Source organism: Chryseobacterium sp. ERMR1:04, assembly GCF_001297705.1.
Lineage (GTDB): Bacteria > Bacteroidota > Bacteroidia > Flavobacteriales > Weeksellaceae > Chryseobacterium.
Genome location: NZ_LIRF01000004.1, coordinates 54,512 through 79,716 on the forward strand (window position 1 = coordinate 54,512; position 25,205 = coordinate 79,716).

Here is a 25,205-nt window from a genome sequence, read left to right on the forward strand (position 1 = left end):
CATGATTGGAAGCTGATACAAATGCCCAGCAGAGCCAATTTTAATAAACTATTAATTTTCATCGGTCTTAAATTTTGCAAATTCAGTTTTTTTATCAGGATTGTTTAAATATACTTTTATCCAATCCATAGAACATTTCCCCCAATTCTTGGGCTCAGGATCGTATTTAGGATTCCAATCAACTACTTTTACTCCAAATAATGAGATTTCTAATTTAGCTTCAGATTCTACATAAAATGTAAAGCCGTCAAAAGAAGTGGTATTAGCAAGATATAACCCATCTATATCTGCTCCAAGGTATACCTTATTAACTACTTCTGCTTTGACTCCAATTTTAGCTTCCCCTCCAACGGTGTACTCACTTATAATTAAATAAGTAGTTGCATAGGCAATTATGGATCCTTGTAAATCAGCTTTTATGGTAGCTGCTCCAGAAATGAGTTCTTCTTTTTTAGCTGAGTAGCCTTTTGAATAGGCATTACCCGCCAACATATTGTGTTTAAAATTAGCTTTTAATCCTAATTCACCAGATAATTTAAATGTTACTTTCGGTCCATTTCTAGGATCTATAAGATATAAAGTTAAATCTAATGCTTTTTTTATAACAAAAGCAAGAGGATGCTTTCGTGCTAACATCTCAAGAAAATTCCATTTTATTTCAAGTCCAATAATGGGTGAGGCTTCTACTTTAGCATCTATTTGTAAAGATTTTCTGCCCATCAGATTGGGCTGTTTGGGATCATCTGCATTCGCATAATACCATGATGCAGCAATGGCAATGGAAGGATAGAGAATCTCTGTTTCTTGGGTTTTCTGGTTAAGGGCATTCCAAATACCGTCTAAAGAGCGACCTCCCTTCATTTTATTTATTTCTTTTTCCAGCTGCTCTTTATTACTTCGGTCTTCTTCATTAGAATCACCTTCTACAAGATTTCCCGCCAATTTGGCAATGTCTGATATCTTCCCGAAGAAGTTACAAATTTGGGTTGCAAATCCTTCAATAACGTCTTTTTCCTGTTTTTTATCTTCCTCGTCTTTCCATTCTGCAGTGAGGCTTACATTTATATTTTTAAGAATTTCTATCAATCTTTTAACACCACCTTGCCGTTGTACAGGTACTATTGTTGTATTTCTTCGCAGGGTAACACCACCCGCTGTCATGCTGGATCGGGAGGTGGTTGTTCCTGATGGAGTATGTGCAACCGTGGTTTCGCTTCTGTGAATGAAGAATGCATTGACCTCGTACTGATGTTCTTCTTTGAATTGCTTAAAATCTTCTTCCTTGAAATTGAACTTAAACAAAAGCGTCCATTTTATATCAGGTAATACATTGATTTTTACAATCTGATTTGGATATCGGCATGAGCCAATGGGAATATAATACACTTGCTTGTGCTTATCGATATCAAGCCACAGATAGTTGAACAGCCAAGCTTCCTCGAAAAGATTTCCTACCACATTAGGGTTGAATTCATCATTAGAAATCGTTAATGTTTTGTTGTAATTGTATCTGAGATTGAGATCAAGCTCATTTTCTTCTTTGAAGGTGTAATTGATCCCTTCCTTCCAATTCATCACATGTTGTACTGTTTTTATTTTGGAATTGTCGGGATTTTTAATGACATCATAATCTGTTTCGTTTTCTTTGGTTACTTTGGTATTGGCCTTTCCTAATTGATCCTGATGGGTTTCATCTTTTTCTGTTTTATAGCCCTTTTCATCTCTTATGGCAGCATAGGTGGCTCTTTCAATCTGAAAAACATTGTTGAGATTATCATGCTTTTGTCCGGCTTCCAACAATAATCCTTGGCAATAGACGCCTTTATGTTTTAGATTACCCAATGTAATCGAAATCAATTTTGCCTTTTCTCCGGTGGTAATTTCAAAATAATTATCGGTATTATCTATTACTGAAGCATCTTCATCAAATAGAATTAACGCCTCTCTTTTCTTATCAACTTCGTCTTTTACGGTAATTGTACTATAGCCACACGGGTCAAATTCTTTTACCCGGTATTTAACATCTCCAATATATTGTATCTGGTTGTTTTTCTCAATCTCAAATTTTTTATAGATCATCTCCATCGTATCCCATCTCACTTCAATAAAAGCCTGCATAGCCATTTCCAGCCACATTTCTTCATCAGCATTAAATTTAAACCATTTCTGAAAATCCTTATACGTGTTATAATAGGCAGGTTGGATGGTTTTATGATCTGTTATGGTGTAATCATAATGAGGAGTAGGATTAATACTCACTGTGACATCCTTGGTAATAGCTCTTGCTCTGAGGTAATATTTCTGAGATTGGTTGGGTTTATTGTGCACTCCTTCTACATTCCTCCATTCAGAATTTATAAAAATTTTGAGGTCTATATAGCTGTTGTACCCTTTTTTATTATTTTCTATATCGATGCTAAAGTCATCTATTTTCACTTCTTCATTGGCATCATTTACAAAAAAGACTTCCCCCTTAATCTCTGTAATTATTTTGTCGCCACCAAACTCTCCTACTTTTCTAAAGTCGGGAAGAAGATGCGTGCTAATATAAACATGGGCGTACATCCCGTATAAGTGCAGTTTGCTATCATATCCAAAAGGGATATCGGCCTCGTTTTGAGAAGGCGGATCTATATACATATACCGGATGTAGGGATCTTTTAGATAGACCAATCTTAGATTCTGTGATTTGTACCTGTTTTCCGGATAATGGGTGTAAGGCATCAGCAGATAAATATTTCCCGGTGTAGGAGGTGTAGAAAAATTGGCCAGATTAACCTTTGCTTTAGGACCATTAAATTTCCCCAAAATATGCCGATCCGGAATGCTCTTGAAAAATTCAAGATCTCCGAATGATTGCTTTCCTGTTTCTTTGACGTGTTCTGCCAACAGTTTATCCCATACAATTTCTTCAATCACGATCCATTTTGTACTTTGTAGGGTTGATTGAGGATTTACCGTGCCTTTATCCAGACAATAATCATCGATGAAAGCCGTAATGGGAGCTCCCAGTTTTTCACATTCCACATATTGATAATCATCTCTTTTTACAATCGCATAAGAGGTAGACTCTTCAACTTTTACATGTATTATTCCTTTGCTCCCCATTATTTCTCGGATTTGTTTTCTTGTTTTGTCTCATAGTCTTTCATATCCATTAAAGGATTTATATGAGAAAGCAATTCCTCATCCGCACGTTGAAAATTTGTTTTAGAAGGTTCCCCTATCTGTCCTGTTTTTGTAATACTGATACAATCCTTTCCTCCCACGGGACATGTCGCTTTACTGTCTTCCAAGAGAATAAAGCCATCAGGTGGGGAATATTTTTCTTTTTCGTAATATCCACTCCATTCCGTAACGGTAGCAGTACAGGGATTGTTATTCATTTTGGAGCAAGATCCAAAGGTATTTTTTTCAAAAGTAGATCCAATATCTTTGTGGGTTGCCGCCAGTTTACTGTTGCCTTGGTGGTCATTCAGATAGTATTTCGTTTGGGTTAATACTTTAAGTTGATCTGGGAGGTGCCAAAGTTACATTGGCAAAGTGCTCCTTGTACAATTTTTTCTTTCAGCATTTTGTGATGTGTTTTAGGTAAAAATAAGAATTTTTTATTAAATAAAAACATGATTACCAGTCATTTTCTATTCCTTCAAAATTATCAAAGCCCCATTTATTGGGGGGAACAATAACCAATCCTCCTGTAATAAAAGGACTGTCATTACTTAATTTTTTAGTTTTATATTCGTCCGTATTAATCTGATACATGGAGAAAACAATCTTCTTAATTAGTGTTTTATGATTCCAACCGTCTTTAGAATAGATTTCTAATTCTGCAATTGTATTCATAGGGAAATGATGGTACAGATCATGATCGAATATAACTTTCAGCGTCATCAAAACAGGAGCTTCCGCAGTATAATTTTCAGGATGAAAATAGGCGGGAGCCGATATTTCTTTGCTTTCAAAATGAATGGTAAAAGTATGCTTATTGACAGGGATCTTTTCAATTTTTTGAATGCCTGAAAATTTTAATGGATCCTGATAAGGAATTACTGACAGAAATACATCTTTTTCTACGGTTCTTTTATCACCATAATTAATGAGTCTGGGATGAAAGAACAGATTCCAGAACCAATCATGATGCAGACTTTTACCCAACAAGAATTTATTATTGAGTTTTTCCTCAAAAGCAAGGAAAAAATGTGTAAGGCTGTCACTGCTGTACTTTTGTGAGAGGTTGGATTTCTGGATCTCCCATCTTTTCAATATTTCGTCATGGTTACTAATTTCTCCTGTGTGAATCCCTTTTTCATTCATAAAGGTTTCTACAGGATAAATAGCACCGGACAGCGCGGTTGAAATAATTTCATTGATAAAGTCAGGCTGATGTTGGTTATAGAAAATATTTTCTTTATTCAGCCTCAATATTCCTTTACCGTCTTCAATATTCAGATCTGCTGCTACTTCATAGTCTATCCTTTTTGAAGGAGTTTCTTCGAGATTTGAAAAGTGCTTTACAGATACTCCATATTTCCTCTGTTTAAATCCTAGAGGTTGTATGATGATGTTATTAAGTCTGCTGAGAATTTCTTTTTTTGAGAGTGTTATTTCTTTCATCAATTTGTGTGTTGGTTTCTTAAAATTAAAGAAAATATCTAAAACTCACGATATGATGAAAGTTTTTTTTAAAATAAGACTCCTTTTCATTTCGTTTTTAAATCGAAGATTCAAGCAAATCAATGGCAAATATATTCCACAAAAAAGCTGCTTCAAATATGAAGCAGCTTTTATATGGTCGTAAAATCAGTAATTAAAACTTAATCACTGTTCTCATTCTTTCGTTTTCTTCCATTACCAATTCGTCATCCACAAGGATTTTCCCTGAATGCTCATCAATAATGATTTTCTTTCTCTGAGCGATCTCCATTTGCTTTTGAGGAGGAATAGTGAAGAAAGATCCTTTTGGAGCTCCTCTTTCTAACCCTACAACTGCTAAACCAGTAGGAGAACTTGTTCTGATTCTAGTATAAGAAGCTAGTAATCTCTCGTCAATTTTACTTGCGTATTCTTTAGATTGCTCAATTAAATAATCTTCTTCTTTCTGAGTTTCAGAAACCAGATCCTCTAATTCTTCTTTTTTGAATTTTAAGTGGTTTTTAAGATCACCGATCTTTGTATTCAATTCACTTAATGTTTCGTTTTTGTGAGCAATTTTAACTCCGAATTCTTTGATTCTTTTGTCAGCAAGCTGAATTTCAAGATCTTGGAATTCCATTTCTTTTCCTAATGCTTCAAACTCTTTATTGTTTCTTACCGTATCTTGTTGAGATTTGTATTTTTCAATTAGGGTTTTTGCATGGTTTATAACTTCATGCTTCGTTTTGATCTGATCGTCCTGATCTTTGATATCTGCATGAAACTTTTCAGCTCTTTTTTCAAGACCTTCAATCTCGATTTCAAGATCTTCAACTTCAATTGGCAATTCTCCTCTTGTATTTCGGATTTCATCCAATCTTGAATCTATGATCTGTAAATCGTATAAAGCTCTTAACTTCTCTTCAACTGAAATATCGTTGGTTTTTGTTGCCATATCTAAAGGAAATAATTTACTGGGTTTGTTTTTTCGTTAGATTTCGAAATTGCAAATGTACTAAATTTTTGTGACAAAATTTCAAATAATTGTTGAGTTACGAATTGCTCTGATTCATAATGACCTATATCACAAATCAGCATCTTTGATTCTGCCAAGAAATAATCGTGGTATTTAATATCTCCCGTAAGATAGGCATCACAGTTCTTAGAAAGCGCAGATTTTATTCCACTAGCTCCTGAACCGCCCAATACTCCTACTCTTTTAATTTTTTTATGCGTAAAATCTGAATGCTTAATAATTTCCAGATTAAATTTTTCCTTTACAAACTTTAAAAAATCTTTTTCATCCATTTCCTCCTCCAATTCACCATACATTCCTAATCCGGAATATTGATTTTCATTATCCAATGAATGAATCTGATGGGCAACTTCTTCATAAGGATGTGCAGATTTCATAGCGGCGATAATCTGACCTTGTTTATAGGCTTCAAAAATAACCGAAATCATACTTTCGTCGGCATTCTCCCGAATATTCTGTTGGCCTGAAAAAGGATTTGAACCTTCAATCGGTCTGAAAGTTCCGTTTCCGCCCATCGTAAAACTGCACTCATCATAAAAACCAATATTTCCTGCTCCTGCCAAAAACAATGCTTCTTTTACTTGCTCTGCATGATCATTAGGGACGAAAACTGTTAATTGCTTTAAATTATTTTTCTTGGGCTGAAGAATTTTTAAATTTTTCAATCCTAAATGGTTACAAATTCCTGCATTTACCCCAAAAATATCATTATCCCAGGCAGTATGGATCGCATAAATAGCGATTTTATTTTCGATAGCTTTTAAAACAGCTCTTTCAACATAGTTTTTCCCTGTTATAGATTTTAACCCAGAAAAAATAATTGGGTGAAAACATACAATCAAATTACAATTCTTATTAATCGCTTCATCTACAACATTTTCCAGTGCATCGTGACAAACCAGAATTCCGCTTACATTACGAGTGGGTACTCCGCATAGCAATCCTACATTATCAAAATCTTCTGCCTGCTGCAACGGAATACGTTTTTCTATTTTTGAAATTACTTCGCTTACTGTCATTTTATTATGTATGTTTGCTACGAAAATAACGATAATTTGTTACATTAAAAAAAACAATAAAAATGGAAAGAGAGCATAATCTTATTCCTGAGGATAAGCTGTGGAAAAGGTTTGTTTACCGAATTATTTACCGTTCTGACACCAAACTCGGAAAATTATTCGACATTATATTACTGTCTCTGATCCTTATAAGCACTTTTATCATCATGATGGAAAGTGTTCCTAAGCTTGATAAAAGATTTCACTATACTTTCATTATTCTTGAATGGATCATTTCCCTGTTTTTTACCGCAGAATATTGGTCTAGAATCGCTGTTGTAAAAAACAGGAAACATTATATTTTCAGTTTTTTTGGAATCATTGATTTTTTAGCACTGGTTCCGTTTTACTTAAGTTTTTTCTTTCCGGTCACCAAGTATTTTCTTATTTTCAGAATGCTGAGAATGTTGAGGGTCTTCAGAGTTTTTAACCTCCTTGATTTTATGAATGATGGAAGCGTTATTGTAAAAGCTTTAAAAGGCAGTTCAAGAAAAATTTATATTTTCCTCTTATTCTTAATTATATTTTCGGTCATTGTTGGTTCTTTGATGTTTATGGTAGAAGGAGGAAGACCCGGATTTGAAACCATCCCGCAATCTATTTATTGGGCGGTAGTTACGGTAACCACAGTTGGCTATGGTGATGTATCCCCTATCACCCCGCTAGGAAAGTTTTTTGCCGTTGTTCTGATGCTGGCCGGTTATTCTATTATTGCGGTTCCGACAGGAATTGTAACCGCCGAAATGCAAAACAAAAGACAAAATTTTGAAAAAGTATGTGACAGATGTGGAAATGAAGATATTGATGATGATGCAAGGTATTGCAAACAGTGTGGCAAGAAATTAGCTTAATACATCTTATTACGTTTAATCTATTAACCAAATACCACAAAATCATGGAACCACAAAAGAAAAATAAGCCAAACAGTTTAGTAATTATTCTTTTTGCTTTAATTGCATTAATGATCATCATTTATTTTGTACTCGCAATGTTTTTCCCTACGATTTTTGAACATATGAGCACAGGTGATATACAGCCTGTTCCTGACAAATAATTTATAAATAAAACGAGACGACTGATGTAGCCGTCTCGTTTTTATTGAATCAAAATTTATTTACTTTTTAATTGTTTTAATCGTTTGCTTAGAACCATCTTTCATATTCAATGTTACTAAATACAATCCTGATTTTAGCTCTCCTAACTGAAGCGTTGAAGTAGGCTGATCAATTGTTTTCACCAATCTTCCCGAAACATCTGATATGGTAACTGATCTTACTTTCGTAACATCTGATACATTCAGTACTTCTGCAAAAGGATTAGGATATACGTTAATATTATTTTTATTAGCAGTAACTTCTGTAGTTCCTAGAGTCGCTGAATCATAAGCTGAGATTTGGAATTGCCCTGTGGTATTTGATGAAGTTCCTGTATATCTCCATACACTTATGTATAAAGTTTCTCCGGGAGTCTGTCCTGTTAATGAAATCTTTGAAGACAGTATACCAGGAGCCACATCATCATTACATGCAATTTGAGTTAATGAGCCACAAGTACCTCCATAGGCGGACATTACCGTATCAGTAAATGTAGACCCACTAACAGGACCTGTTTCAAGGGTAATATTACCACTTGCAGGTACCACTACAGAGAACCAAACATTATTACCACTGTTGGTTTGGCATATTGCAGTCCCATCAGTTGTAGCATCTTTATTTGTAGAGGTTACTGCTCCTGAATTAAAATCACTACCTATAGCTAAAGGAACTGCTCCACTACAAGTATCATTGGCTGGAACTGATGGAGGCAGGCCATTCACTACAAATGTATCTGCATAAAGTTCATATTGATCTGTATCTGTAGCATGTATAGACACGTATACTGTTTGCCCTGCATATGACGATAAATTAAAAGATTTTTTCGTCCAGCTACTTGGTGCCTTTTCTGTAGCCTGAAGAACTGTTGTAAATGACGCTGCAGTCTGATCTGTGGTGGAAAGCAGGACTTCATAATTTTCCAGATAATAAGACAGACTTGATTTAACATAAAAAGAAATATAATTACTAATCCCAACTTGAACATTTATAGCCTTTGTAATTAAATGATCATCATGTGCTATAGAATCATATTTAATAGAAGCTACGTTATCACCAGACTGAGCAGTTCCATTTTCGGGAGGCCCAAAAACCCATCCGTTGGCGCCACCATTGTTAATGACCGCCCAACCTGCAGGTAAAGTAGTTCCTGCATCAAAATTTTCCGTCCATTGCCCAAAGCTTATGATGGGCAATACTAATAGAAGAAATAAAAGTTTTTTCATATTTGAGTATTAGATTAATATGATAACAATAATAACAATACCTCTACGGTTTTCAAAACAAAACAGTCAAATAATACATTGCCATATAAACAATTATCAATCTAATATTCAATTCATTTAAATAAAAAATTAACCATTAATTAAAAATTTAATATCATTATCAAATAATTCACTCAAATAATTTATTTCATTCAAAATTCAATTAAATATATTTTTTAAAACAAAAAAAAGGCAACCTATTGGTTACCTTTAAATTATCCTATTATATACAATTATTTCTTAATCGTTTTAATAGTTTGTTTCGAACCATCTTTCATTATCAGGGTTACTAAATACAATCCTGATTTTAGTTCTCCTAGCTGAAGCGTTGAAGTAGGTTGGTCAATTGTTTTCACCAATCTTCCCGAAACATCTGATATAGAAATCGATTTTACATGAGCTATATCCGATAATGTCAATACCTCAGTAAATGGATTTGGATATGCTTTAATTCCATTTTTATTTCCCTTAACTTCAGATGTTCCCAGTGTTCCATTCGTAATATCAATAGTAAATGTTCCTTCAGGTTCATCAGAAGAACTACTATAATATCCTACATTTACAAAATAAGTAGTTCCGGAAACTGTAGGTATTGAAATGGTTTCTGTTCCTCCCTCTCCTTCGTCATCTACACCGTCTACACAAGTGAAGTTTCCACAACTTCCTGTATATACCCCAATTTTAGCATCAAAATCACTTCCGGAAGGCATTGATACTGTAATATCATAAGCATTCCCATTACCTGTAAATGTAAACCAGGTTCCGTCATTCATTCCGTTACCACAAGCAGTAACAAACCCTCCGTTATTGGTAGCGCCTCCCCCATCAGATTGGATATAGTTATACGGGAAAGTTGTTGCCTGTAACGCTCCTGAACAATTGTCATTTGCCGGTGGTGCAGGGAATGTTCCGATGCATATATCAAAACTTTGATTACTTCCTGCTCCATAATAACTATATACTCTTACATAATAGGTATTTCCCACCGTTAACCCTGAGATGGTAGACGAACTAGGATCAGAGCATAAAATACTTGATAATGAACTACAAGACCCATCAAATACCTGAAAATAGGTATCATCGTCATCATCTGAACCTATAGAAAGAACATTTGTCAATGAAATTTTATGCGTCGTTGCTGTGGCAACAAATTTAAACCAGACATCATCATCAGGATCTCCAAAGCAAGGATCCGGTACTAAACCAGAATCGGTAGCTCCTAAGGTATATCCGGCGGTCATCGTTCCACAATTTAGATCAGGATTTACAGTTAATGTAATGGCAGATGAGCATTCATCATTAGTTGGAGGTGGCGGCGTTGTCTTAAACGTTATTTCAGAACAGCCAAGAGATTCTCCTCCTGTTCCTACAGCAATTACTCTCACATAAAAATTGGTATCTCCAGCAAGAGCTGCTGATGGTGTAAAACTATTCGTTGTTACCAATTGTTGATTAACAATATCCGTTCCTCCCGGAGTGGTACCTATAGAAATTTTGTATCCTGTAGCGCCCGAAGAATTAGTCCACGTAATGGTTGGTGATAAAGGAATAAGCATTGAGTTATTAGCAGGATACGTCATCACAGGACAAATCGGAATGGCACCTGGAGATAATCCCACAAAAGTGATCACCGACTTATAGTCTTCTAAATTTCCATCCGATGGAGCAAAAGGATCCGGGTTTACGGTATCACTTCTAAAATATAAAGTAGAACTAGGATCTGAAGAAAAAACATACATCGCTTCAGCGCTATTATTAGCATCGTAACCCGCAGAATTTTCCTCAGCCGCCACCACTAAATTACTTGTATTATTGTATGGAAAAGGCGTCGCAAAAGTAATTTCTATTACTCCATTATTGTTGGTTACATTTCCTGTATATACCTGCGTCAATTGGGAAGCAGGAATCCAGTCTGACTCTGAAGTAAAAGCAGTTTTAGCGGTTTGTCCCAAATAAACCACCCAACTTGAAGAATTAGTGATGGACATGGAAGGATCAAGATAAAATTTCAGTCCCGTAATATTCCCTGCCGCGTTCGCATTGATTTCCTGTTTTGTGAAAATTTGCTGAACATAAGAATATCCATAATAAGTGCTTATTGGAGCAACTCCAACATTCGTACTTCCCGTACCCAAACTAATCTGAGCACTCAATGTCATGCTTATCATTAATAAACATGAAAGTAAAAATTTTGTCATAAATTAATATTTTTATTGATTTGAGCACCAAATTAACAATAATCCACCTACTTAATACTTTAAAACACAATATTTAACTAAAAAAAATAACGACTAAAAAAATTTAGCCGTTATTCAATTAATTATATTTATTAGAATTTATCTTTTGATCACTTTGATCGATTGTCTAGTACCATCTTTCATTTCTAGTGTCAATAAATACATTCCTGATTTCAAATCTCCTAAATGAAGAGAAGAACCCGGATTGTCAATAGTTTTCACCAATCTTCCTGAAATATCATTTACCAAAACAGTTTTCACTTTAGTGATGTCTGAGATGTTTAAATCATCTACAAAAGGATTTGGATATACTTTAATGATATTTTTAGCTCCTGAAGTCTCAGAAGTTGCCAAATTAATTGATGCATCGTAAGCTGAGATCTGGAATTGACCATCTACCCCTGCTCCTGAAGAAAATCTCCAAACACTAAAGTAAATTACAGCTCCTGGCGTTTGACCAACTAATGAAAGTTTTGAAAAAGTATTTCCTGTAGCAATATCATCATTACAAGCTGCATTTACCAATGCTCCACAAACCCCTGTATGAGCTGATAGCACAGAATCTATAAATCCTGATCCGGTAACCGCCGCAGTTTCTACTGTTACAGAACCTGATGCAGGAACCACTACAGAATACCAAACGTTGTTTACTCTACTTGTCTGACACGTTGTAGTGCCATCTGTCGTAGCAAATGCAGTTGTTCCAACAACAGCATTAGCACTGAAGTTCCCCCCAACCGTTAAAGCTACTGCACCTGTACATCCGTCATTTGCTGGTGGTGGCGGTGGCGTACCGATACAAAGATCAAATGTATTGGCATAAATAGTTGTAGCAGAATTTGTATTTGAGTTATATACTCTTACATAATACGTTTGACCAGGAGTTAATCCTGTTAATGGGGTATAAGCAGTATTTGAAGTTATACATGCCATGCTTGTTAAGGTTCCACAAACTCCACTAAATACTTGTGCATATAAAGAAGTAGATGAAGAGTTCCCTACAGAAACTATATTCTTCAACCAAAGTGTGTGTGAAGCTCCTACCGCTGTAAACTTAAACCAAACATCATCATCAGCCACTCCTGTACATGGAGATACTGCTAATCCTGAATTGGTAGCAGACAAAGTAGTTCCTGATGTTGTAGATCCACAGCTAAGATCCGGATTTACCGTTACCGTTACTGCATTCATACAATCATCATTTGCCGGAGGAGGAGGCAAAGTCCCAATACAAAGATCAAATGTATTCGCATAAGTACTTGTAGTTGTATTTGAACTTGAATTATATACTCTTACATAATATGTTTGACCAGGCGTTAATGCTGTTAAGGTAGTATAAGCAGTGTTTGAAGTTGTACACTTAATACTTGTTAAGGTTCCACAAACCCCACTAAATACTTGGGCATATAAAGAAGTAGATGAAGAATTTCCTACAGAAACTACATTTTTCAACCAAATTGTATGCGAAGCTCCTACTGCTGTAAATTTAAACCAAACATCATCATCAGCCACTCCTGTACATGGCGTTACTGCTAATCCTGAATTGGTTGCAGATAAAGTTGTTCCTGATGTTGTAGATCCACAGTTAAGATCCGGATTCACCGTTACCGTTACTGCATTCACACAATCATCATTTGCCGGAGGAGGAGGCAGAGTACCAATACAAAGATCAAACGTATTTGCATAGGTAGTCAAAGTACTGTTTGTATTAGAATTATAAACTCTTACATAATATGTTCCACCAGGGTTCAGTCCCGTTAGAGAGGTATACGCTGTGTTTGAAGTAATACATTTAATGCTTGCTAATGTTCCGCAAGTTCCACTAAATACTTGTGCATATAATGATGTATCTGAACTTAAACCTACAGAAACAATATTTTTCAACCAAATGGTGTGAGTAGTACCTACCGCGGTGAATTTGTACCACACATCATCATCAGCAACTCCCGTACAAGGAGATACCGCAACACTAGAATTGGTAGCAGAAAGCGTTGTTCCTGAAATCACTGAACTACAGTTCATATCAGGATTTACAGCTACCGTTACAGCATTATTACATTCATCATTAGCTGGAGCTGCAGGAGGAGTACCAACACAAATGTTGAAACTTGCATTATTCCCCTGTCCACCGTAAGTATAAACTCTTACATAATAGGTTGTTCCCGGAGTTAATCCATTTACAATTGTGTTGTCGTCAGAATCAGAGCAGATCACACTTGTAAGAGCGCCACAAGTTCCGCTTAAGACCTGCACATAGATATCTGTTGTACTAATTGCCCCAGTTGAAACAATACCTGAGAATTTCAGATAATGACTACTGTTGGTTGCTGTAAATTTAAACCAAACATCATCATCAGGATTTCCAAAACACGGTGTTGCCGCTAAAGAATTCGTAGCCCCCAATGTATTTCCTGCAGTTGTAGCCCCACATGCTAAATCAGGATTTACAGTAAGTGTTACTGCATTAATACATTCGTCGTTTGCAGGAATTGCTGCATTAGCCGTTTTAAAGTTTCTTTCTGTACATCCTGTAGATGAATAACTACCACTATAAGCCGTAACGGTATAAAAATATTGCGTGTTGGCTGTAAGCTGTTGAGCTGTGGTTAATGTATACGTTAATACATTCCCAAGATCAAAATTATTGAGTACATTATTAGCACCCGCAGAAGTTCCAATACTTAGTCTATATCCTGTTACGCCTGATACCGCAGACCAAGTAAATGTAGGCCTTACAGATAATCCTGCTTGAGCAGCAGTGGGTACAGAAACGGAAGGACATGCTACGGAAACAGTTGTAAAGGTTCTTTCTGCACATCCCGTAGACGTACCCACTACATTAGTCGCGTAAACAGTATAATAATACTGAGTACTATAATTAAGAGCCGTAGCAAGTGTATAGCTTGTTACATTTCCCACATCTGTCATATTCATAACATCTGTGCCTCCCGGAGTCGTTCCTATGCTTATTTTATAAGATGCTGCTGTGGATGCTGCAGCCCAAGTGATTGTTGGCAATAGAGCAACGCCCGTTGCGGCAGCTGTTGGAGCAGAAACTACCGGACAAACTGGTGCTGATGCAGGCATAAGCCCCAAAAGAGCAACATTAGATGTAGAAGCTGCACGATTTCCCGCTGCAACAGGTGCTGCTGGGTTGAAATCCGTAGTATCATTTCTATAATACATACTGCTGTTAGCAGTACCCGAAGCTGATGCATAGAAAAAATCTGATGTAGAATTAAAACCTGGTGTATTTTCATGAACTGCTATCACCAGATTATCTGTATTATTATAAGCAAATGGAGTTGTGAAAGTAACCTCAACTACTCCTGCATTATTCGTAATAACTCCTGTAAACACCTGCGTCATTGCTGACGTAGGAATCCAGCTAGCAGCTGTTACTCCACCAAAAGCAGTAAGCGTAGTATGACCTACAAAAACCTCCCATTGATTGGATTTGTCAAGAACAGCGGCGGCTGGTAAATAAAACTTTAAGCCCGTAATATTACCCGGGCCAACAGCATTGATATTTGCTTTGGAAATAATTTGCTGGGTATAGTTGTATCCAAAATTTGACGTTATGGGATAATTCCCCGTAGTTGTTCCACTTCCCAATACTATTTGGGCATTAATAAAGGTGGCTATTAGAAAAAATAGGCACGTGAGTAAAAGTTTCTTCATGGTTAGTTAAAATAAAAATTAGGCGTTAAAAGTAAAAAAATATTTCAATTAAAATCAAAAAACATCATAATTTTTTACATTTAAAAAAATAAATTAACTCTTTTTATTATCAATTCGAAATAAATTAAAGAAAAATAGCGGCTAAAAACTAGCCGCTATCAATCGTTAAAATTCAGTTTTAACTCTTATTTTTTTATTGCTTTTAGGGTTTGTTTAGAACCATCATTCATTTCTAAAGTAATTAAATACAATCCGGAATTCAATTCTCCCAACTGAAGAGATGAAGAAGGATTTGTAATGGTTTTTACTAATCTTCCAGCAATATCCGTTACCAAAACAGACTTCACTTTAGTTACATCTGAAATAGTAAGAACATCAGTAAAAGGATTTGGATATATTTTAACTGTATTCTTAGCAGCAGAAACTTCACTTGTTGCTAATACCGATGATGTGACACTGATATCATCAAGGTATAAATTATACTGATCTGCAGCTGAATAAGCATTAAATCCAAAATAATATGTTCCAGAAACTGCAGGGGTAAAGCCAACACTTCCGGTATGTGCCATTTTATCATTGATATTTGAATGATCAGCTAACGGAATCGTCATCGCAGAAGAAGATTGAGAGGTTCCGTATGCTACTTTTAATTTTTCAACATACGTTGTTGAATTATTACCATAAGTATAGCTTATTGTATATTGTGTTCCAGCCGTCAAGTTAATCCCTTGCGTATAAAACCAAGTATTTGCAGCGCTAGAAGAATTAAAGCCATATGCTAATACCTGAGTAGTGAATCCAGGGCTATCTGTTGGTGCTGCTGCTGTAGTCCAAAGATTACCATTACCAAGATTTTCAGCTGACGAACAATTTGGCAACGCAGGGGTTGTTACATTATCAAAATTTAATGTATACGGTACTGATGTTGCATTACAAAGCGTATTAAACGACGCCACAAGAGACCAGATACTTTGGTTTGCAGAACTACATCTTGATCTCACCCAAACATAATACGTTGAAGAAGACGAAAGGCCATTTAAAACCTGAGTCGTAGCCACAACTCCTGTAAAGTTTGGCGTTGTTGTATTTGTAGGAGAAGTATTAGATGTACTATAATAAATATCATATCCACTAGCAGGTACTGTAGCAGGAGCCGTCCAAGAAACCGTAGCTCCACTTGTAGTTATATTAGAAACAGTAACCAATGAAGGCTCTGTACAAGATGGCGTTACCATTACATTAAAGTCATCAAATCCCATATAATATGGAGCAGATGTGGTTGCTAAAGTTTTCACACCAAAAGTATAATTACCTGTTGCAGTAGGTACATACGTTACTTTTACTTTTGTATAATTTGTACTATTAGAACCACCTGCCGCAGTTTGTGTAGAGGTAATAAAAGTCGTAAGATTACTAGCACCTGTAGCATCTTGATTACCATTTACAAGCACATCACCCTGCCATCCTGCATAACCGTCTCCTACCCAATAGAAAGAGAAATCATAAGACTGTCCTGCCGTTAAATAAAACTTAGGAGTCCAAAGCGTTGCAGCATTCGTAGTTGGATAATAAATCGTCACATAATTTGGAGCAGATTTAGGATCATTATAAGTATTCCCTGCACTCGTAGCTGTAGTATAATGCGTTGTAGAAGAGCTTCCTCCACCTGCAGACAACCAACATGAAGGTAATATATTAGCACCTACTGCAACCATTGCATCAAAATTTTCATTCCAAGGGAAAGAAGAGATACCATTACTTGGTGCCGCTAAATTAACTGGCGTAGAGTTACCTGTAGCCCCACTTCCTGAGCAGGTAACTGCACAATAATAAGTACTTGCAGCCGAAATAGTAGCATTTAATGTAGGACTTGTTGCACCAGAAACTGCAGTTCCGTTGTAGTACCACTGATAAGTAACACCAGCTCCTTGCGTATTATTCTGTAGACTTAATGTTGTAGCGTAAGACCCGGCGCATGTTGCATTTCCTGAAGAAACCGTATTCCCAGGACTAGGAGTTCCAGAACATGGCACTGAAGTATACGTTAACTGAGTTTGATAGCGTCTTGAAGATGTTGAAAAAGAGTTAGTAGTTCCAGGAATAGCCGTTGTATTGCTCGTTCCAATAGCTTGTACGGAAGTTGAAGTATCATACTTCCATAGAAATGCTCCTCCTGTATAAGGACTTGCAGGCGTGCCGGAAGGAACCCAATCTATATAAACTTCAATAGCTCCCCCACTGTAATTAAATACATTCCCTGTATTATTAGCAAAAGCCACCCATCCTGCAGCAGCAGGTAAGTTATTTGTACTATTAATTGTAGCACTGTAAAATAAAGTACTTCCACTTGTCATCGTATCCCAAGCCGTGCCACTTGCTAATGCCGTAGCAGCACTATTTTTAAGATACACATTCATTGTCCAGGCATTAGTACCAGACACATTAAAAGCGGTTGTCTTATAATACGCAATAGAATTAATAACTGCTCCCGAGAAGATGGAAGCCCCTGTAAGATCTGCTGCAGTAAGCAGTTCTGCAGATTTAGAATACAGATAGCTACTTGTACTACTCGAACGATAAATGGGAGCACCATTATCGGTCGTACTACTTGTGCTAGCTCCTGTACCTATGGTAACAGTAGTCTGTGCAGTGATTCCTATCCCAATAGCAATCATACATGCGAGTAAAAGTTTTTTCATAACTAAGTAAAAATAAAAATTGTAGAAACAAATGTATCGTTAATTAAAACACGAATCTTAAAATATCATAAATAATTAAAATATCCGAAACATATATTTGCTTTTAATTAAATAAAACAAACAATCATTTAATTTAATTACGAAAAATGCAATTTTAAAAACAGAATTAAATATTTGATTATGAACAACTTAAATATTAGTCACAAATACTTGAAATACAGCACTATTACAACTTAACATAATAAAATAATTCTAAATTTAATACTCAATTTATGTAATTGTGATTTAAATTTTTCTTTCTAAGATCTTTAAACAAAAAAAAGTGACTGAAAAGCCACTTTAGTAAGTATAAATTATTGATCTTAATTTAAATAAAACTCATATTTATTGAGTAACTGAATTTCTTTAATCAAATCACCATTAAGATCTACCGAATGTTTCATCGACTGTAATTCTATCTGAGAATCATCTTCTATATTTTTAATATAAAATTTCAGTTTCTGCTCTCCTTTATTTCGATCGAGTACTGTTTTGAAAAAATCAAGATCTTCAGCTCTGAAATCCATCACATCCATCACCAATGAAATACTTTTTGCAAACCTTTCAAAAGCTTCCTGAAGTTCAATCACATCATTTACATTTACGAAAACACGCCCATCTTTTACCTGCGCAAATTTTATTTTAAAAATAACAAACCGCTGCACCTCCAGTTTTTCTTTCAAACGCATATAATCACGATCTCCCAATCTGAAAGAATATGATCCTGAATAATCTTCCAACGTAACGAAAGCTACTTTCTCACCGCTTTTAAAACCATCCTGAACCCTATACTCCGTAATCAAACCAGCAACCGTATATTCTTTTCCGGCACCGCCGTTTTCTCTTTCTTTTTGGAGCGTTTTCCAGTCCTTTTTCTTCTCTTCAAATAATTCTTCTCCTTTATTAGCGAAAGCTTGTTCTTTATAAGCATCTACCTCATCAAGGTTCAAGAATAAAAAGTTACCTCTCGGCTCCGCTTTTTTAGTTACTTCTTCTATCACCTCTTCCTCACCAATAGACAATTCATCAGAAACTATTTCTACAAGATCCACCGTATCTGGAGTATCTTGCTCTAAAAGAGGTACCTCATCTGTAACTACTTTCTCTTCTTCTTTCTCTAACACCGATTTTTTGGTCAGTCGACCTTGCATAAACTGGAACTGATATTTATAATCATCCAATGGATGGGCAGAAAGATAGAAACCAATGATTTCTTTTTCCTTATTAAGTTTATGCATATTCGGCCATTCTGGACATGGCGCTAATTTAGGCTGCTCGATCTGCACTTCATCAGCGAAATCAGCAAAAAGAGAATATTCCATCTCATTTTTACCTTCCTGAAAACTCTGTCCGTATCTTATCAGCCTTTCAAGATTCGTTTTTCCTGCCATATCAATATCGAAATACTGACCACGGTGGAAAGAGTCCAATTCATCAAAAGCACCTGCCAGCACTAAACTTTCAGACACTCTTTTATTCATTTGAGAAGGCAATATTCTTTCAAAGAAATCGTAAATATTTTTAAATCTTCCGTTTCCTTTTTCTCTTGTAATGGCCTCACTTGGTCCTTCTCCAATCCCTTTAATCGCTCCTAATCCAAAACGGATCTGACCTTTTTCGTTTACCGAGAATTTATACTGAGATTCATTCACATCAGGACCTAAAACATCCACGCCAATACTTTTACAATCTTCCATGAACATGGTAATTGATTCCGTATTGTTAATGTTATTACTCATTACACTTGCCATGTATTCCGCAGGATAATTAGCTTTTAAATATGCTGTATGATAAGCAATCAAAGCATAACAAGTAGAGTGAGATTTGTTGAAGGCATATTCTGCAAAGGCCTTCCAGTCATTCCATATTTTTTCTAACCGTTCTTCATTAAGATTGTTCTTTCGTCCTCCTTCAATGAATTTTGGGTACATTTTATTAAGAACTTCAATCTGTTTTTTACCCATCGCTTTCCTCAACGTATCTGCCTCACCTTTTGTAAAGTTGGCAAGTTTTTGAGATAAAAGCATTACCTGTTCCTGATAAACAGTAATTCCGTAAGTTTCTTTTAAATACTCTTCGGTTTCCGGTAAATCATAGATAATTTCTTCAATTCCATGCTTTCTGTTAATGAAAAGTGGAATGTATTTAATTGGACCCGGACGGTACAATGCGTTCATCGCAATAAGATCGGCAAAAACCGTAGGCTTAAGCTCTCTCATGTATTTTTGCATTCCCGGACTTTCATATTGGAAAATCCCGACCGTTCTTCCTTCTTTAAATAATTGATAGGTTTTTGTATCATCAAGCGGAATGGTATCCGGATCAATATCTACATTATGACGTTGCTTAATTAATTTTAAAGCATCTTTAATAATCGTTAAGGTACGAAGACCCAAAAAGTCCATTTTCAGAAGTCCCGCACTTTCTGCCACCGAGTTATCAAACTGAGACACCAAAATATCGGCATCTTTCGCAGCGATGGTAACAGGAACCAAATTACTCACATCTTCTGGTGTAATAATAACTCCACAAGCATGAATTCCGGTATTTCTGATACAACCTTCCATCTTTTTAGCACTTGCAAGCACTCCAAAACGTGGATCTTCAGAATTATTTAGAATAAACCTCATCTCATCAACCAACATTTGATCTTCAGGTTTCAGTTTATCATATTTGGCTAATGCTTTCGCAATATTCATCCCTGGACTTGGAGGAATTAATTTAGCAATATTATTGGTCTCAGGAATAGAAACATCCAATACTCTTCCCGCATCTTTAATCGCTGATTTTCCACCTAAAACAGAATAGGTAATAATCTGCGCTACCTGATTTTTTCCATATTTTTCAACTACCCACTTTATAATCTTGTCACGACCTTCATCATCAAAATCGATATCAATATCGGGCATTGAAATCCTTTCCGGATTCAAGAATCTCTCAAAAAGCAAATCATATTTAATGGGGTCTACATTGGTAATTCCTGTGCAATATGCTACCGCAGAACCCGCTGCAGAACCACGGCCCGGACCTACCCAAACTCCCATATTTCTTGCTTCATTACAAAAATCCTGTACAATCAAGAAATAGCCCGGATACCCTGTATTCGCAATAACTTCCAATTCGAAATCAAGGCGTTCTTTTATTTCATCTGTAATTCCGGTGTCAGCATATCTTTTCCTTGCTCCTTCATAGGTTAGGTGAGTTAAATAGGCCATCTCCCCTCTTTTCCCTCCATCAACCTCATCTTCTGCATGAATAAATTCTTGAGGAATATCAAATTTCGGAAGTAAAACATCCCTTTTTAAAGTATAAGGTTTGAATTTTGCTGTAAATTCTTCATATGCATCAAAAGCATCCGGATAAGCCAAGAATGACCCTTTTATTTCATCAGAATTTTTAATAAAATATTCTCCGCTAGCCAATCCTCTTCTTTTACCGAAACCTTTTCCTACAGGCGTAGTTTGCTTTTCACCGTCTTTAATACAGCTTACAATATCCTGAATATTAGAATCATCTTTATTGGTGTAAAAAGTTTCGTTTTGAGCTAAAATTTTAACATTATATTTATCCGCAAAATGCAATAGAACGTCATTTAAATGCTCTTCTTCCGGAAGTTTATGATTTTGAAGCTGAACATAGAAATCATCCTCAAAAGTATCTTTCCACCATTTGAACAACTCTTCTCCTTTTTGCTCTCCCGTATTTAAAATAGCATCGGGAATATTTCCATTAATCCCTGAAGTTAAAGCAATTAATCCTTCTTTATATTCAGCAATCAGCTCACGGCTAATCCTCGGAACACCAAAATAGAATCCTTTTAAAAATCCTATACTTGAAAGTTTCGCTAAATTTTTATATCCATTAAAATCTTTCGCCAAAATAACAACCTGTGTTCTTCTGTCGGGATCATCTTTGGTAAATTGCTTCTGTTCGTATCGGTCTGAAATATAAAATTCACAACCCACAACAGGAATTAAAGGTTCAGAATCAGGTTCAACTTCATTAAAATCAGTCCCATTCTCTTCTGCTTCTTGCTTTTTAGCAATGTATTCTTTATGCTTTTTTGCTCTGTCTCCATTCGCCCCTTCAACTGCTGAAACAAATTTAAAGGCACCCATCATATTTCCTGTATCTACCATTCCGACAGCCGGAAAATGATCATCAGATGCTTTTTTTATTAAATCTGAAATACTGGAAGTAGCCATCAACGTTGAGAAAACACTGTGATTATTGAAATTGAAATATTTACCAAGATCTATATCATCTACATTTCCAGCGTCACTTTGCTTTTTCTTATTATTGAACTCTGCAACCTGCCTTCTGATAACAATACCAAAAGGTTTTATCGGATCCGGGTATAGCGTCTTAAAATACTGTAGCTGATCTTCAGAAATTTTTAAAACCTCCGCAGGAACAATCCCGATTCTCATCATTTCGAAGAAAACCTGAGCCGTAGCATTTACGTCGGCAGCCGCATTATGAGCTTCATCGAATTTATTCCCGTATAATTTTTCATACAACTCTTCCAACTTCGGAGACTTATATCTTCCTCCTCTTCCACCTCCAAGTTGACAATAATTTGTCCCCAAAATCATGGTATCTGCCTTAGGCTTCTCCAAGAGATTATTTTCTATATTCTTTCTGAAAAACTCAGCTCCGACAATATTATAATCAAATTCAACATTATGTCCAGAAACAACTCTTACCCGATCTAATACTTTGGAGAATTTCTCTAAAATCTCTTGAAGATCTACTCCTTCTTCATTGGCAATTTTAGTAGTAATTCCGTGAATCCTTGCGGCGTTGAAGGGAATATCATACCCTTCCGGTTTTATTATATAATCCTGGTTCTCAATTAAAACACCATCATCGTCATGCAATTGCCATGCAATCTGAACCATTCTTGGCCAGTTGTCTGAATCTGAGAGTGGTGCGTTAAAATTCTTTGGTAAACCTGTGGTTTCTGTGTCAAAAACTAAATACATGTAATTTTTCTAGCTTTTATTAAAAAAAAGAGAATGTAAAGTTACTTCATTTTTTTGGAAATTTAAACCATTTAGACAATGACATTTTACCCGCCAAATTAACACTGAATAAATAAATTTTACACATTTATCAATTTCATTTAAATTGTATAAAAACACACAACTACACATAATTTCACCTATTATAAAAAACGATTTAAACTATTTGTAAATTATTTTACATAAAATAAAAGTAAATGGATAATTTTATATACATTTGCTTCATATACCGTTTTAAAAATTTACTAAAAAGTTATGAAGAAACATTTACTTTTGGTCGGCACTTTGGCTATAACATTACTAAGTGCGCAAAACAATGAAGGATTAAAAAGAGAGTTTGAAAAACAAAACAGAGAGAATACTGCAAAGTTTGACTCTTATGTTTCAAAGCATTACGGAGCAAGTAAATCTCCAGAAGCTTTAAAGGAGATTGAAGAGCAAAGAAGCAATTTGGCAGGTTTTTTACCTAATGGTAAGCCTTATTTTTATCAAAAAGAGGATTCCAGACAAGTTTCTAATGCTAATGCAGACAACCTTAACACTGCAGGTGGAATAGTTGGATTATCTAACGCTTATAATGGTGAAGGTATCAAATATACTATTTTCGACGGAGGGAGAATCTATGCAGCTCATCCTGCATTTGATAATGGAACTGGAAGAATCACCAATAAAGAAGCAGCTAGCAATATATACAGTGCACATTCAACTGGTGTTGCCAGTTTTATTGGAGGTAAAAGCATCAACGTGAGTGGTGGTGGCCTTAGTGGAAATACCAAAGGGGTTGCTATTAATTCTATCATGGATTCTTATAGATTTGCTACAACTACACTTCCTGGTAACACAACAACGAGTACTGTATTCCAAAAGATATTAGCAGCTCAACCGGCTATTTCTAATCACTCTTACGGAAGCAATGTAGGTTGGGACATAAAAACCGTGAATGGTGCAAATGCATGGGTATGGAATGGTGTATTTGATAGCCCGTCTGAAGCTTTAGATTTACAAGGAACTTATTTCACAAATGATCAGAGCTATGATCAAATTGTATATAATAATCCATCCTATATTATTGTAAAGTCTGCTGGTAATTATTTTGGTTATGGACCAGACTATCCAGGAACATCTGCTTTCCTTAAATATTATACTGATGATAATGGTACCCCAGTACAATTTGCAGCAACAGATACACTTCCTACAACAAACTGTAGCAATGGAGCAGACTGTATAGGACCTGGATCTTTAGCAAAAAACATTATTGTTGTTGGCGCTACTGATGTAATTTCAACGAATAATTTTAAATACACAACTGCAGCTGATGTTGTTCATTCTGATTACAGCAGTGCAGGACCAAGAGATGACGGAGGAATCAAACCAGATATTTCTACTACAGGAACAAATGTATTCTCTGCTGCTACCGCAGAAGATACGGTTGGAAGTATATCATATAGCTATGGAAGTGGAACATCTTATTCTGCACCAGTTGTAACAGGAGTTATTGGCTTATGGACACAAATAAACAAAGAACTTTTCACTAACCAAGTATTAAATGCTGCTAGTGCAAAAACACTAATGATTCATTCTGCTTCTGAAGCAGGAAATATTGGTCCAGATGCATGGTTCGGATGGGGATATATAAACGCTAAAAAAGGTGCTGAACTATTAGTTGGTAAAGCTAATAATACAGTAATTTTCAATAATGAAACATTAACTAGTGGTACGCCTAACATAAAAAGACTTAAGGCTGCATCTGCTAGCGAGCCTTTGAAAGTTACCATTTCATGGATTGATCCTGAATACGCTCTTCCTGCAAATTTATCATGGGATGATGCTTACAACAACAGAGCTTCAAGATTGGTAAACGATTTAGATTTAAGAATCATTGACACCGTAACAGGTACAATCTATCAACCTTGGAAACTAAACGCATTAAGCCCAATGAGCCCTGCAACGAAAGGTGATAATACAGTTGATAACGTAGAACAAGTTATTGTTGACGCTCCGGTTACTGGTAGAGAATACAGAATTGAGATTGGCAACAAAGGAACTTTAAAAAATAATGCGGGAGCAAACGCTCCTCAAAATTATTCTATTATTGTTACAGGATATTCTGAACAACTTGTTTTAGGAACAGGCGAAGTAAGTAAAGCAAATGGTATTGCAATTGCACCAACCATTACTAAAGATATTGTAAATGTATTGAAAGCTCCTGTAAAATCTACTTTCACTATTTATGACTTATCTGGTAAAAGAGTAAAGAATGGAGTAATTAATAGTGACAAAGAAGCTATCGATATTTCTTCTTTCACTAAAGGAATTTACATCATTGAAGTAAAGACTGATAAAGAGGTAATTTCTAAAAAAGTTATCAAAGAATAATCAATACTACAAATAGATAACAGCAAAACACTAACACTTGTTAGTGTTTTGTTTTTTTATGTAT

The 25,205-nt window shown here is 35.7% G+C and carries 13 protein-coding genes; 3 read left to right on the top strand and 10 right to left on the bottom strand.

Annotated features, from left to right (window positions below):
- Window positions 1–51: 51 nt before the first annotated feature.
- From AMQ68_RS07770 to AMQ68_RS07790, 5 genes are all read right to left on the bottom strand, one after another.
- Complete coding sequence (locus AMQ68_RS07770) at window positions 52–3,108, bottom strand: hypothetical protein (protein WP_054510090.1); 3,057 nt, start codon at window positions 3,106–3,108, stop codon at window positions 52–54.
- Window positions 3,108–3,479 carry a PAAR-like protein gene (locus tag AMQ68_RS07775; protein WP_369678633.1) on the bottom strand — a complete coding sequence of 124 codons (372 nt, stop codon included), beginning with the start codon at window positions 3,477–3,479 and terminating at the stop codon, window positions 3,108–3,110. The genes AMQ68_RS07770 and AMQ68_RS07775 overlap by 1 nt, the downstream gene beginning before the upstream one ends.
- Window positions 3,480–3,627: 148 nt before the next feature.
- Complete coding sequence (locus AMQ68_RS07780) at window positions 3,628–4,617, bottom strand: hypothetical protein (protein WP_054510091.1); 990 nt, start codon at window positions 4,615–4,617, stop codon at window positions 3,628–3,630.
- Between the two features lie 193 nt (window positions 4,618–4,810).
- Complete coding sequence (locus AMQ68_RS07785) at window positions 4,811–5,590, bottom strand: zinc ribbon domain-containing protein (protein ID WP_054510092.1); 780 nt, start codon at window positions 5,588–5,590, stop codon at window positions 4,811–4,813.
- A gap of 2 nt (window positions 5,591–5,592) precedes the next feature.
- Window positions 5,593–6,690 carry a Nif3-like dinuclear metal center hexameric protein gene (locus AMQ68_RS07790; RefSeq protein ID WP_054510093.1) on the bottom strand — a complete coding sequence of 366 codons (1,098 nt, stop codon included), beginning with the start codon at window positions 6,688–6,690 and terminating at the stop codon, window positions 5,593–5,595.
- 62 nt (window positions 6,691–6,752) lie between these two features.
- Here AMQ68_RS07790 and AMQ68_RS07795 point away from each other — a divergent pair, with 62 nt between their 5' ends.
- Both AMQ68_RS07795 and AMQ68_RS25300 read left to right on the top strand, forming a co-directional pair.
- Window positions 6,753–7,580 (top strand): ion transporter, encoded by an 828-nt coding sequence (locus AMQ68_RS07795; protein ID WP_054510094.1) that lies wholly within the window; start codon window positions 6,753–6,755, stop codon window positions 7,578–7,580.
- Window positions 7,581–7,624: 44 nt separating this feature from the next.
- Complete coding sequence (locus AMQ68_RS25300; protein WP_160317982.1) at window positions 7,625–7,783, top strand: hypothetical protein; 159 nt, start codon at window positions 7,625–7,627, stop codon at window positions 7,781–7,783.
- Between the two features lie 60 nt (window positions 7,784–7,843).
- Here AMQ68_RS25300 and AMQ68_RS07800 read toward each other — a convergent pair whose 3' ends face one another.
- From AMQ68_RS07800 to dnaE, 5 genes are all read right to left on the bottom strand, one after another.
- Window positions 7,844–9,046, bottom strand: coding sequence for a choice-of-anchor J domain-containing protein (locus AMQ68_RS07800; RefSeq protein ID WP_054510095.1), 1,203 nt, complete (start codon window positions 9,044–9,046; stop codon window positions 7,844–7,846).
- Between the two features lie 272 nt (window positions 9,047–9,318).
- Window positions 9,319–11,283 (bottom strand): T9SS type A sorting domain-containing protein, encoded by a 1,965-nt coding sequence (locus AMQ68_RS07805; protein ID WP_082384000.1) that lies wholly within the window; start codon window positions 11,281–11,283, stop codon window positions 9,319–9,321.
- A 138-nt stretch (window positions 11,284–11,421) separates the two neighbouring features.
- A complete protein-coding gene (locus AMQ68_RS07810) occupies window positions 11,422–15,003 on the bottom strand; it encodes a T9SS type A sorting domain-containing protein (RefSeq protein WP_082384001.1) in 3,582 nt (1,193 codons plus the stop codon).
- A gap of 185 nt (window positions 15,004–15,188) precedes the next feature.
- A complete protein-coding gene (locus AMQ68_RS07815; protein WP_054510098.1) occupies window positions 15,189–17,702 on the bottom strand; it encodes a T9SS type A sorting domain-containing protein in 2,514 nt (837 codons plus the stop codon).
- 362 nt (window positions 17,703–18,064) lie between these two features.
- Window positions 18,065–22,726: a DNA polymerase III subunit alpha gene (gene dnaE / locus AMQ68_RS07820; RefSeq protein ID WP_054510099.1), complete on the bottom strand. Its 4,662-nt coding sequence runs from the start codon at window positions 22,724–22,726 to the stop codon at window positions 18,065–18,067.
- A 294-nt stretch (window positions 22,727–23,020) separates the two neighbouring features.
- Between dnaE and AMQ68_RS07825 the strand changes: the two genes are divergently transcribed.
- Entirely contained in the window at window positions 23,021–25,141 is a 2,121-nt protein-coding gene (locus AMQ68_RS07825; protein ID WP_054510100.1) for a S8 family peptidase, read from the top strand.
- Window positions 25,142–25,205 lie beyond the last annotated feature (64 nt).